Consider the following 12,450-nt stretch of genomic DNA (forward strand, 5'->3'; position numbering starts at 1 on the left):
CCGGGCGTTCTTCCGACAGGAGCACGGATGTTCCGTCAGTCGTTACTCTGGACCTCGTGTCTGGCCCTGCTCTCCGGCCCCGTGGCCTGTGCGCAGACGCAGGCCAAGCCGGTGGCGAAGGCCGCCGTGTCCGCCGCGCCCAAGCTCGGCGCCGGCATCGAATCCCGCACCCTCAAGAACGGGCTCAAGGTCATCGTCTGGCCCGACCACGACATTCCCAATGTCGTCCTCTACAACTGGTTCCGCGTCGGCAGCCGGAACGAGTACCCCGGCATTACCGGCTTGTCCCACTTCTTCGAGCACATGATGTTCAACGGCGCGAAGAAGTACGGCCCCGGTGAGTTCGACCGCGTCATGGAGGCCAACGGAGGCGCCAACAACGCCTTCACCTCCGAAGACGTCACCGTCTACATGGACTGGTTCCCGCGCTCCGCGCTCGACGTCATCTTCGACCTCGAGGCCGACCGGCTCCAGCACCTGGCCATCGACCCCAAGGTCACCGAGTCCGAGCGCGGCGTCGTGTACTCGGAGCGCCGCTCCGCCATCGACAACGACAACATGGGCGCCCTGATGGAGCAGGTGCAGGCCACCGCCTTCGTGGCGCACCCGTACCAGTTCCCCGTCATCGGGTGGCCGTCCGACATCGAGTCGTGGCGCATCGAGGACCTCCAGCGCTACTACAAGACGTACTACGCGCCCAACAACGCCACGCTCATCTTCACCGGCGCCGTGACGCCCGCGGAAATCTTCGCGCTCGCGGAGAAGTACCTGGAGCCCATCCCCTCCCAGCCCGCGCCGGAGCCCGTCCGCACCAAGGAGCCCGAGCAGCAGGGAGAGCGCCGCATCGTCGTGAAGAAGCAGGCCCAGGCCCCGCTCATCCAGCTGGCCTACCACGGCATCTCCGGCAAGGACGCGGACGTGGAAGCGCTCACGCTGCTCCTGAGCATCCTCACCAACGGCGACTCCTCGCGGCTGCACCGCCGCCTCGTCGAGGAGGAGCGCGCCGCCCTCCGCGTCAACACCCACTTCAGCCCGGGCTTCGACCCATCGCTCGTCTGGGTCTACGCGGACTTGCCGCCCGGTGCTGACGTCGCCAAGGTGGAAGGACTGCTCACCGAGGAGCTGGCCCGCGTCGTCAAGGACGGCGTCAGCGACGCCGAGCTCAAGAAGGCGCGCAACATCACCCTGTCCCAGTTCTGGCGCAGCCTGGAGACCAACAACGGCCGAGGCCGCGCGTTGGGCGCCGCGGAGACGTTCCGCGGTGACTACCGCCAGCTCTTCGACGCGCCCGACCGCTATGAGCGCGTGACGCGTGACGACGTCCGCAAGGTCGCCGCGCGTATCTTCAACTCGCAGCGCCGCACCGTTGGCTGGCTCGTGCCCGCCGACGCGCAGGCCGCCACCCCCGACTCCCGCAAGGAGGCCTCGCGATGAGCGCCCCCCTCACCTGGAAGGCCGCGTTCACCACGCTGCTGCTGTCCTCCGTCCCCGCCGCGGCCCAGGGCACCGCCGCTGCTCCGAAGGCCGCCACGGCGGCTCCGGCGCAGCAGGGCGTGACGCTCCCCAAGGCCACCACCGTCACGCTGAAGAACGGCGCGCAGCTCCTGCTCGTGGAGCGCAAGGAGCTGCCGCTCGTCTCGTTCAGCGCGTGGGTGCGCGGCGGCGCCCTGGGCGACCCCGCTGGCAAGGAGGGCCTGGCCGCGCTCACCGGCGAGCTGTTGCAGAAGGGTGCCGGCGGCCGTGACGCGCGCCAGTTCGCCGAGGCCGTGGACGGCGTGGGTGGCGAGATTCAGGTGGCCGCCAACCTGGAGGCCCTGGTCATCAGCGGCCAGTTCATGTCGCGCGACACCGGGCTGATGGTGGAGCTGCTCACCGACATGCTCACGCGCCCGCGCTTCGACGCGAAGGAGCTGGAGAAGGTCCGCGCGCGCAAGGCCTCTGAGATTGCCGCCGCGAAGGATGGCGACCCGCGCATGCTGATTGGCGCGTACTTCCAGGCCTTCCACTTCGCCGGGCACCCGTATGGCACGCCTGTCAACGGCAGCGAGGCGTCACTGCCCGGCCTGTCCCGCGAGGACGTGCTCGCGTACGCGAAGAACCACCTGGGCGCGGACCGGCTCATCCTGTCCGTGGTGGGTGACTTCGACGCGAAGGCGCTCGCGAAGAAGCTGGAGTCCTCGCTCGGCGGGTGGGCGCGCGCCGCCACGCCCGCGCCCACCGTGCCCGCCACCGCCGCCTCCAAGGGGCGGCGCGTGCTGTTGGTGGACAAGCCGGACGCCACCCAGACGTACTTCTGGATTGGCAACACCGGTATCTCCCGCGATGACCCGGACCGGGCCTCGGTGCGGGTCGCGGAGACGGTGTTCGGTGGACGCTTCACCTCGTTGCTCAACACGGAGCTGCGCGTGAAGTCCGGCCTCAGCTACGGCGCCAACTCCGTGTTCATCCGCCACACGCGTCCGGGGCCCGTCATCATCGCCTCGTACACGAAGACGGAGTCCACCGGCCGCGCCATCGACCTGGCGCTGGAAACGCTCTCCGGCTACCGGAAGGCCGGCATGGATGACGCCATGCTCGCCTCCGCGAAGTCGTATGTGCTGGGGCAGTTCCCGCCCACGCTGGAGACCGGGACGCAGGTGGCGGGCAAGCTGTCGGAGCTGGCCTTCTACGGCCTGGATGCCAGCGACGTGGACGGCTTCGCCAACGCCGTCTCCGCCACGACGCGCGAGGGCGTGCACGGCATCATCCAGCGCAAGCTTCCCGCGCCGGAGGACCTCACCTTCGTCCTCATCGGCAAGGCGTCGGACATCCGGGAGGCGGCTCGCAAGTACGGCACCGTCACGGAGATGAAGATTTCCGACAAGCACTTCGCGCCGCCCGCGAAGCGCTGAGACGCGCCGCGCACCGCCGGACCCGGAGGTTGTCGGGCCGGCGGTGCCTTCGGGGCGGAATCCTCTGTCCCTAACGCAGCCCGTCTGGCCGCCCAGCAGGAGATGTCAGAGGCCCTCGGTAGGGTGCTCGGCGCTTCATCCTCCATGGGGGTCATATGCGTTTGCGTCACTGGTCGCTGCTGCTGGTGCCCACCTGTGCTGCCTGGCTGGGCTGTGCGGGTGGCGAACCGGGTTCCGCTTCGGACTTCGGCGACGGACAGTCGCCCGTGAGTACGGACCGTCCCTCGGGCGACGGAACGGGCACGGACGAGCCGCGGTCCGACGTCAGTGACCCCGGTGATTCCGACGACGTGGTGTTGGTGACGCAGACCACGCGCTTCCATACGGCGGTGGGGGTCGCGGAGCGCCAGGAAGACCTCTCCGCGAACCCTCCTGAAATCTACATTCCCTCCGGGAACACGTTCAGCGTCGTGTCGGGCTCGGCGTCTCCGGAAGGTTGGCGCTTCACGGGCATCCCGTCCGGTGCGTACTACCTGCGAACGGGCAACAGCTTCGTCGTTACGTCCGCGCGCGCGGTGGACATTGGCAGCAACCGGCTGGGCCGTCCCGATACGGTCTTCAGTGATTCGTATTGGTCGCCCGTCCAGGTGAACCTCGTCAACCTGGCGCCATGGGTGCCATACGGAGGCGTGACGCAGCCGGGCTCGAGCCTGCAGGTCGCGTCCGCACAGGTGGACCTCTATGGCGGCGTGAATGTCTTCGACGAGGTGCTTGAAGGACAGACGCACCTGCTCAGCAACAACGCGGAGGTGTTGGTGAGCAGCGGCTATTCGCTGCCTGTCTTCGAGGCTGGCCGGGGAGACCGGCTGTACGTGAGCCAGCACGGCCAGTTCGACGCGGGGACGCTGCCGGACGGGACGCCGCTGGCGTATTCGGCCCTGGTGCGCAGCGTGGAGATGGGGGCGTTCGACTTCGTCCCGGATGGCATCACCCCCATGCCGCTGACGGGCGTCATGCGCCCCGTGCCGATGACGGAGTTTCCCATCGAGTGGCGCCTGCCGGACTTCACCCGGTACGTGCACGCGGTGCACCCGCTCGCCACGGCCAGCTACCCCTCCTTCTTCGTCATGCCCGCGGCCCACGGCCTGAGCGACGGTTGGGTGGGGTACTCGGGGGAGGCGCTGTCACTGATGTTCCCGCGGGGCACTTCGTTCAACTTCACCCGGCGCTTGTCGTACGGCAACCCGTTCCCATCCTCGTGGGAGATGGTGGGCGGAGCGCAGTACTCATTCCGCGTCCAAGCGGAGGTGCCGGGGGGCTCCGGGCTGTGGGTCTACCTGTCCGGCAACATGTATACCTACGAGCGACTGGAGAGCCTCGTCGCAGGACCCATCCTGCCGCGCGTGTCTCCGCCGCGTGAGCTGACCATTGACGGTCTGCCCGCCAGTGATTCCCGTGAGGTGGGTTCCGCGAGTCCCGTCATCGCGTGGCTGCCTCCCATGGTGGGGTCACCCGCCGCCTACCGGGTTGCCATCTACCGGTTCCGGGAGGACGTCCGTACCAGCGTGCTGCATGGCAGCGTGAGTGTGCCCGGCTCGATCACCCAGGTGCGGCTGCCGCCCGGGACGCTGGCGCCAGATGGCATCTACTACCTGCGTGTCTCGGCCGTGGATGCTCCGTACTACGAGCTGGAGCGCTTCCCGTTCAGCACCGTGGACCGGTTGCCCCAGGCGCGCGCGGACACTCTCAGCTCGTTCTTCACCACGCCGTGAGGCGTGGTCGCTGAACCCGGGGCCCGCTACTTCGCCGTCAGCGCGCGGTAGCGGGTCATGCACTTCTGGAAGCGCTGGTCCACCGAGCGCGCGAACCACGCGGTGGTCAGTTCTCGCTTCAGCTTCGGGCTCTGGAGTGTCACCCGGGGAAGCTGGGCGTAGGACGGCGATTCGCCCGTCTCCCGCTGGTAGAGCCGCTTCACCGCGCGGAACGTGTCGGTGGATTCGAAGTCCGGCTCCTTCTCCTTGCGCACGTCACGGCGCACCTGACGCTCGCTGAGTTCCTCCGGGGCGAAGCGCTGACGGAAGGCGAGCAGCGCCAGCAGCGACTTGCTGTCCTCGCTGCGCGGCTGTCCCTGCTTGTCATAGAGCTGGAGGTCTCCGTCGGGCGCCAGAGGATGGCCAGTGAGACGGCTCACCTGCGACTGGAGCGCGGCGTTGCGTGAGGCATAGACGCCCGCGTTGTAGTCCGCGAAGCGGAAGAGGGGCTCTGGGTATGCGGCCTCGTAACCCAGCAGCCGCGCGGTGCCGTAACGCACGCCGCCCGCGCGGGTGTACATCGACTCGCGCACCTCGGCCGGGTCCGCGTCCTCGCCCGCCTTCTGCATCGCGTAGCGCACGCTCACCTGCATGGAGCCGGCGGTGGTGACGGGGTTGAACTCGCTCAGGTTCCCCGAGGCGAAGAGGCCGCTGGCGAAGTCCACGACCTTGAAGGTGCTCGGGTATTCGTTCTCGTAGTACGCGAGCATGTCGCGGAAGAGTCGGTCCAGGTCGCGCTCGGTGCGCAGCGCGCGCAGCCGCTCGTCGAAGGTCTTCTTGCTGCCCTTCGCGCGGCCTTCCAGCACCGACGCCAGGACCTTGCGGCCCAAGGGGCCCAGCTTGTCCGCGTGCTCCTCCAGGCGCGCGCGGACCATCTTCGGGAGCCCTGGGACGGCTGGGTCGACCTTGTAGCCAGACTCTTGTTCGATGACGGCCAGCACGGAGCAGACCGCGGGCGGTGACGGGGCAATCTCCTCCACCTCCAGCGCGGCCAGCACGTCGCGGGCCCAGTCCTCGCGGTCCTGGAGACGCGGCGGCATCAGCTTCGCCACCTGCGACGCGGAGAGTCGGGGCGGCGGTGGAATGGACGGTTGGGCCGTGCCCGCTCCGCGGGTCGCACATGCGGTCATCGTGCCCAGTGCCAGCAGCATCCCCAGCCGGGCGCCCCTTCGGTGGGCGGCCATGGCCAGGTGCTGACGCGCGTCATTCGTCGCGTGTGCGCTCAGGACCGTGCGGCGGCAGGCCTGAATCCAGGTGTGCCGCGCCGCGATTGTCACCCACAGGCCGCGCCACGCACGGCGCCAGCCGGAGGTGTGGGACCGCGGTGGAATGGGCTCCTGCATGCGCTCGCCTCCGAGGCTTGGGCCCCGATATCTCAGGAGGCGCGCGGCGCTGGCGAAAGCCATGGGCCCTTGCGCTTGCCCGGTGTGCGGACGAGCGGACAGGCTTCAGGCGGTGATGACGCCGGGCAGGGCCTCCCTGTTGGCAGGCCCTACCACGGCGCGGGCTTGTCTCAGCGGTGGATCTGCACGTCGCGCGCGACGGCGCGGCCACCCATGAGGACGAACTGCGCACGCACCGGCGTGCCTTCCCGCAGCTGACGCAGCGGCACCTTCCGCCCCTGCCGCAGGCCACGGCTGCGCTGGTCCAACTCCAGCTCGTAGACGCCGCCCTCCAGGTCCTTCACGGTGATGGTGTTCTGCTTCACCTGCGTGACACGCCCGTTCACGGCGCTGGAGGCGATGATGACGTCCTCCAGGGGCGCATTCCCCGAGCCGCCCTGGCCCGTCTCCACCGTCGCGTCCTGCGCCGCGCGCGCCGCGCCCAGGTACCAGTCCTCATCCTCCCGGGCCTGGACCGCCTCGGAGCCAATCATCACCCGGCTCGCGGTCGCCTGCTGCTGCGTCCGCGGCGCGGAGGACTCCGCCACCGGAGCCGGGGCGCGCACGGGAGCGCCCTCCAGCGGAGCCACGGACGTGTCGCTCAGGGCCGTGGGCGCTCGCGCCGGGGTGTTCATCCGGGGCGCCCGTTCCTGTACCTCCATCGCGGGCTGGAGCGCCGCGGGCTCTGTCGCGCTGTTCACCGCCATCGCGGGCTCGCGTGCAATGGCCCTGGCCGTCATGTCCGCTTCCACGCCGCTGGGCGTGACAACCGCCGCCCGAGGCTCCCGCTCACGGCAACCCGTCGTCAACGCGAAGAGTCCCAGCATCCCCACCCACGCCCATCCTCTTCCCATACTGTGCCCCTCGAGTTCCCACTCGTTCCGTTTCGCGGCTTCCAATGCAAACTGTGTGCGCCGGCCCCTCGGTGGGAGCCATGCGTTGGAAATCCATCAGGGGCAGCCCCTTCGCGTCACGCCGCCAGCGCGCGGGCCACGGCCTTCACGTGTGAGCGCACCAGTTCGCGCGCGCCCATCAGCTCCGTGGCGTCCTTCGGCGCATAGCCCAGGCACAGCACCACGTCGTCCTCCGGCGCCGTACGCACGCCCAGCTTCACGTAGTCCACGGTGCGCGGCACGGGCTCGCCGTCGGCGTCCCGGTTGAAGCGGCCGAACACCGTGGCATTCGTGCCCCGTCGCGGCGCCGTCTCCTTCAGGGCGAACAACCGGCGTATCGCGGCGAGCGCCTCCGGCTGCTCCATCAGCACTTCCGGACGCGCGGGCCCGGCCAGCTCCCACTCCAACAGCCGCAGGCAGCCGCGGACGAACTCCACGTCGGTGATGACCAGCCCGTACAGGTACCAGTCCGCGCAGGCCACCTGCACCAGCCTCGCCTGGGCGTCCGTCAGCCACCCGAACGAGGGGCAGGTGAACGTCTCACAGACGGATGAGCGGTACACGCCGCAGTCCCGCAGGTCCGTGCCGCCCGTCACCAGCGGGTGGGCCAGGCAGCCCACCTGCTTGCGCTCGTTGTCGAGGAAGCCCAGCAGTGGACACACCCGCACGGCGGAGAACATGGGTTCGGCGCGCCGGGCGGCCAGCAACTCACGGGCGGCTTCATGCCACGCCGAGGCTTCCCAGGGCACGCGGCGCAGCCGCTCCGTCTGCATGGAGAGCTGCTCCGCCACGGCCAGGCGGGAATGGTCCCGGAAGTTGTAGAGGCCGCAGCAGGCACCACACGACGCGCCTCCACCGGGCTGGCACAGGTGGAAAGAAACAGTCACGCTTTACATCTTACGAGCTCCAACGATTCATGCAGGAGAATCGTCGGGGGCGTCGTCTCAGAACCATTCCGGGCGCATGCGCGCGTAGGAATCCTCGCCTGACCGACAGAGCCGGGCGAGCAGCGGCACCCGGGGCAGCTCCACCGCGAACCAGTACTGCGCCGCGGCCAGCTTGCCCTCGTAGAAGTCGGCGTCCGGGGCGCCGCGCCCCAGCGCCTCCTTCGCCGCCGCGGCCTGGGCCAGCCAGCGCCAGGCCACCGCGAGCACGCTGAACAGCTCCAGGAAGTCCGCGCTGTGGCGCAGCATCAACTCCACCTCGCCGGACATGCCGCGCGCGCCCAGCTCCGTCACCACGGTGGTGGTCTCCGCGAGGGCCTGTTCCAGCGCTTCGCCCCACTCCGGCGTCACGCCCGCCGCGCGTGCTCGCGCCACCGTGGTGCCCACTTCCTCCGCGAAGGACTGGAGCGCCGCGCCGCCTCCGGCCACCACCTTGCGCCCCAGCAAATCCAGGCCCTGGATGCCGGTGGTGCCCTCGTGGATGCTGTTGAGCTTCTGGTCTCTCAACCACGCCTCGGGAAGGTACTCGCTGGAGTAGCCGTAGCCCCCATGCACCTGCACCGCGAGCGCATTGGCCTCGAAGCCGCGCTCGGCGGGGAACGACTTCGCCACTGGCGTCAGCAGGTCCACCAGCAGGCCCGCGCGCTGGCGCGTGGCTTCGTCCTGGCCATGTCCCGCGAGGTCCGCCTGGTACGACGCGGCGAGCAGCAACGACAGGCCCCCTTCGACGATGGCCTTCTGCCGCAGCAGCATCCGCCGCACATCCGCGTGTTCGATGATGGGCGTCTGCGGCCGCGTGGCGTCGCGCACGCCAGTGGGCCGGCCCTGGGGACGCTCACGCGCGTAGGCAACGGCCTCGTGGTACGCCACCGTCGCGGTGGCCACCCCGTTCATGCCCACCATGATGCGCGCCTCGTTCATCATCTGGAACATGCACGCCAGGCCCCGTCCGGCAGGCCCCACCAGCCAGCCGTGGCAGTCACCCGACTCGCCGTAGTTGAGGGCGAGGCTGGGGATGCCCTTCCAGCCAATCTTGTGGATGACGCCCGCCACGCGAACGTCGTTGTCCACCAGCGTGCCGCCCTCCGGCCGCCGCGAGGGCACCGCGAAGAGGGAGATGCCCCGCGTGCCACCCTCCGCGCCTTCGATGCGCGCCAGCGTCAGGTGCACCACGTTCTCGCTGAAGTCCTGGTCCGCGCCGCTGATGAAGATTTTCGAACCCTGGATGCGCCAGCTGCCGTCCGGCGCGGGCGTCGCGCGGGTCCGCACGTCCGCGAGGCTGCTGCCCGCCTGCGGCTCGGTGAGGGCCATGGTGCCCGTCCACTCGCCCCGGTACATCGGTTCCATGAAGGCCGCCTTCACCTCCGGCGTGCCGAACACCTCCAGCAGGTGCGCCGCGCCCAGCGTCAGGCCCAGCCAGGCATAGACGCTCAGGTTGGCCGCCATGAGGTAGGCGGTGGACACCGCGTGCACGGTGAGCGGCAGTTGCTGCCCGCCGACGTCGGGTGGGCGCGTGGCGGTGAGCAGGCCCAGCTCCACCAGGCGCGGGTACAGCTCGCGCATCAGCGGGTGGACGTGGACGCGCCCGTCCCGGAAGGACGGGGGCTGGGCGTCCATGTCGCGGTAGGTGGGGTAGAGCACCTCGCGCGCGAAGCGACGCGTGCTGTCCAGCAGCAGGGTGAAGGTGTCGCGGGAGTGCTCCGCGAACGCGGGCAGGGCACACAGCGACGTGGCATCCAGCACCTCGTAGAGCTGGAAGTCCACGTCGCGGTCCGACAGCAGCGGATTGGGGCGGGGCGCGGTCGTCATGCCCCGGTGTTAACAGGCGCGCTAGTAGGACGCGAAGGCAGACTCGAAATCGAGGTCGTCGTCCGGAGCCTCGTCCCGGATGTCGCGCACCGCGCCGGGCCGGGTGGCCCACTCCGGTGGACTGTCGTCACCCACCAGCGGCAGGACGGACACGCCGAGCAGCGCCATGGTCAGGGCCGTCTCCATGGACTCCATCAGCGGCTCCTGGGAGCGGTGCCACCAGCGGTGGTGCCCGCGCTTCCTCCGACGCAGCCGCTCCAGACACGAAGGGCCCAGCACCTGGATGCCGGCGCCGCCCAATGCGGCGAGCGACAGTCCACAGGCCATGGAGGACGCGCCATGCGGCCGTCCCCGGTAGGGGCGCGGCGGTGCGTGTGTGTCCAGGGGACGGGACATCGCCGGCGGGGCCGTCAGGGGACGCGCGGGTGCGCGCGTCCCACCACGCAGGCGCCACGGCGCGGGACGGACTCGACGGGGAGATGGGCTCCACATGGGGGTGTCACGCTCCTCACGCGGCCTATCCCTCTCAGGTGATATCCGCTGGCGGAAGGTGGTGTCCCTTCCTCGAACCCGCCATGTGGGAGTTGCTCGCTCCCTGGCCGGAGGGTGGCAGTGCGGCAGAGGCGCAGAGGGCCCGCCTGCCCGCCTGCCCATTCCCAGTCGCTCCGCGTACAGTGGGCGGACGCCGATGCCAACGTCCTCTGTCGCCTTTCATTTCATCGCGGTGACAGGCTTTGGTGGCTGCGTGCCATGGCTCCTCCTGGAGGCCCAGGTACTGGGCGGCCGGAGGGGACAGGTGGACCTGGCCGTCGCCGTCGCCGCGGGCGGGTTGGCGCTCCTGTCGGGCCATGCCCTGGTGTCACTGTGGTTTGCCCGTCCGCTCACGGTGCTGCGCGCCCGCGCGGAGGTCGGCACCTATCTCCAGGTGCTCGTCGCGGTGGGCGTGCTGGGCCTGCTGGGGCTTCATCTCCTGACGTCAGCCGAGCCACGGCCCGCGCTGGGCGCCTTCTGTCTGGGATTGACCACCTGGTTGAGTGCGCTGGGCTTCCAGTGGGTGCCCTCGTTGTTCGTCGGACGCGAGGGCTTCGTGGACCACCTGGGACGGCGGACGCGCTTCTCCGAGCTGGAGTGGTTCCGCTTGCGCAAGCAGGACGGCGAGTTGCCTCGCACCTGGCTCCAGGCGGGACGGGGAGACACCCTGCGGCTGGAGGTCCGTCTTCCCACGGACGAGGCCGAGCGGGCGCGAGGGCAATTGCTCCAGGCGGGGCTCGCGCACCGCGCTCCAGGGCGCTGAGGCTCACTTCGGCGCGGGAGGCACCGGCCACTTCGCGCCCGAGGCCACACCCTTCCACGGGTCTCCGCCCACGCCGAAGGCGACGAGTTGGAAGGGCTCCGGTCCGGACACCTGCACCAGCCCCACGCCGGGGACGGCGGAGGACCACGTGGCCGTGAGCCCCGCGGGGAAGGAGTACTCCGTCACGGGAAGCTCGCGGCCGGCGATCCGCGTCGTGGCTTGCCGGAGGACGCGCGGCTTCCAGGACGCGGGGCGCGCGGCTCCGGAGAAGACATCCGCGGTGTCCTGGGGCGCCTGTCCTGGCATCCGCACTCGCGTCAGCAGCACCTGCTCGGCGGAGAAGACGTCGCCCTTCACGAGGAACTCGAGCGCCACCCGTCCCGTGGCGGGCACGTCGACTTCCAGGACGAGCCACCGCGCGCGCTGGCCCTCGTGCGTGTCCGAAGCGCCCACCTTGAACACGAAGGTGGAGGGCCCTTCCGACGACTGGCCCACGTAGCGGGCCCAGCCTCCCTCACGCAGCACGAGCGGCAGGCCCAGCATCCCGTCCTGGGCGGAAGCCGGCGCGGCCAGAAGACAGAGCAGCAGCGCCCCCAGGTGCCATGTCCCTCGTGTCATGTCCGCTCCGAATGCTCAGACGCCTGTCTGGAAATGCCATTGATTTGCCCTAACATGGGGCCCATGCGACGCCTCCTGACCGCGGTGTCTGTCGTATCCCTGCTCACGGGTACTGCCGGGGATGCATCCGAAGAGGTGCGTCCAGCGCCTGCCACGTCCACGGCGGGGCAGGAGGCCGCGCGCCCACCGGCGAGTCCGGCGCCGGCCGCGGCCATCACCGTGGCCCCGGCCCGCGTCGAGGAAGCCCGGGCGCTGGTGCCTCCGCCCCTGCTCCATGCCCGCTTCCAGCCCGTGGTGGGCACCTGGGTGGAGTACGAGTACCGCACCGCGCAGGGGCGCTTCCCCGTGCGAGTGTCGGTGGTGGGGGAGACGCTGCGCGAGGATGGCCTGCCGCTCTACCAGGTCGAACTGGACTACCAGACGACGCCGAGGGCGCTGATGGCGGCCTGGGTGGTGGGCGGCGCGCGGCCCGTCGTGGAGCGGTTGGCCATCTCCGTGCCGCCCCATCCGCCCATCTCCCTTCCCGTGGACCTCTACATGGACCAGCCCGAGCTGCGGGGCGTATTGACGGAGGAGAAGCCCACGGACATCCGCGAGGGCGCCTTCGCTGGCAAGGCCCGGCAGCGCGTCTACCGCCAGGAGGCGCAGCGGAGTGTGTCCGTCATCCTGTCGACGAAGGTCCTGGTGACGGGCGTCGAGTCCATCCGCGACGACACCGCGTCCTGGGTGGCGCGCAAGACGGGCTCCGGCGCGCAGCCCGAGCTGAGCGCCGTGCCCATTGCGATTCCCCGGCTCCCGGAGCAGTGAG

Annotated in this window: 11 protein-coding genes; 5 read left to right on the forward strand and 6 right to left on the reverse strand. The window is 70.1% G+C overall.

Annotation, left to right across the window (positions count from 1 at the left end):
- The first annotated feature begins 27 nt into the window (after positions 1-27).
- The 3 genes from BHS09_RS04110 (at position 28) to BHS09_RS04120 (ending at position 4,663) form a co-directional block, all read left to right on the forward strand.
- Entirely contained in the window at positions 28-1,434 is a 1,407-nt protein-coding gene (locus BHS09_RS04110; RefSeq protein ID WP_174260490.1) for a M16 family metallopeptidase, read from the forward strand.
- Positions 1,431-2,891: a M16 family metallopeptidase gene (locus BHS09_RS04115; RefSeq protein ID WP_140797219.1), complete on the forward strand. Its 1,461-nt coding sequence runs from the start codon at positions 1,431-1,433 to the stop codon at positions 2,889-2,891. Before BHS09_RS04110 ends, BHS09_RS04115 begins: the two co-directional genes overlap by 4 nt.
- A gap of 155 nt (positions 2,892-3,046) precedes the next feature.
- Positions 3,047-4,663 (forward strand): hypothetical protein, encoded by a 1,617-nt coding sequence (locus BHS09_RS04120; protein WP_140797220.1) that lies wholly within the window; start codon positions 3,047-3,049, stop codon positions 4,661-4,663.
- Between the two features lie 26 nt (positions 4,664-4,689).
- Here BHS09_RS04120 and BHS09_RS04125 read toward each other — a convergent pair whose 3' ends face one another.
- From BHS09_RS04125 to BHS09_RS04145, 5 genes are all read right to left on the reverse strand, one after another.
- Positions 4,690-6,045 (reverse strand): DUF1615 family protein, encoded by a 1,356-nt coding sequence (locus tag BHS09_RS04125; protein ID WP_140797221.1) that lies wholly within the window; start codon positions 6,043-6,045, stop codon positions 4,690-4,692.
- Positions 6,046-6,215: 170 nt separating this feature from the next.
- Positions 6,216-6,911: a flagellar biosynthesis protein FlhF gene (locus tag BHS09_RS04130; protein WP_237080184.1), complete on the reverse strand. Its 696-nt coding sequence runs from the start codon at positions 6,909-6,911 to the stop codon at positions 6,216-6,218.
- 143 nt (positions 6,912-7,054) lie between these two features.
- The gene (locus BHS09_RS04135; RefSeq protein WP_140787450.1) at positions 7,055-7,864 is read right to left on the reverse strand and encodes a hypothetical protein; all 810 of its coding nucleotides are present in this window, start codon (positions 7,862-7,864) and stop codon (positions 7,055-7,057) included.
- Between the two features lie 57 nt (positions 7,865-7,921).
- Positions 7,922-9,730, reverse strand: a complete 1,809-nt coding sequence (locus BHS09_RS04140) for an acyl-CoA dehydrogenase (protein ID WP_140787452.1) — start codon at positions 9,728-9,730, stop codon at positions 7,922-7,924.
- Between the two features lie 21 nt (positions 9,731-9,751).
- Positions 9,752-10,126, reverse strand: coding sequence for a hypothetical protein (locus BHS09_RS04145; protein ID WP_237078034.1), 375 nt, complete (start codon positions 10,124-10,126; stop codon positions 9,752-9,754).
- A gap of 292 nt (positions 10,127-10,418) precedes the next feature.
- On the opposite strand from BHS09_RS04145, the gene BHS09_RS04150 reads away from it, so the two are divergent.
- Positions 10,419-11,024 carry a hypothetical protein gene (locus tag BHS09_RS04150; protein WP_140797223.1) on the forward strand — a complete coding sequence of 202 codons (606 nt, stop codon included), beginning with the start codon at positions 10,419-10,421 and terminating at the stop codon, positions 11,022-11,024.
- 3 nt (positions 11,025-11,027) lie between these two features.
- Here BHS09_RS04150 and BHS09_RS04155 read toward each other — a convergent pair whose 3' ends face one another.
- Positions 11,028-11,642, reverse strand: coding sequence for a hypothetical protein (locus BHS09_RS04155; RefSeq protein WP_140787456.1), 615 nt, complete (start codon positions 11,640-11,642; stop codon positions 11,028-11,030).
- 63 nt (positions 11,643-11,705) lie between these two features.
- Here BHS09_RS04155 and BHS09_RS04160 point away from each other — a divergent pair, with 63 nt between their 5' ends.
- Complete coding sequence (locus BHS09_RS04160) at positions 11,706-12,449, forward strand: hypothetical protein (protein WP_237078035.1); 744 nt, start codon at positions 11,706-11,708, stop codon at positions 12,447-12,449.
- Position 12,450: the final 1 nt, after the last annotated feature.

Source organism: Myxococcus xanthus (assembly GCF_006402735.1).
GTDB classification, from domain to species: domain Bacteria; phylum Myxococcota; class Myxococcia; order Myxococcales; family Myxococcaceae; genus Myxococcus; species Myxococcus xanthus_A.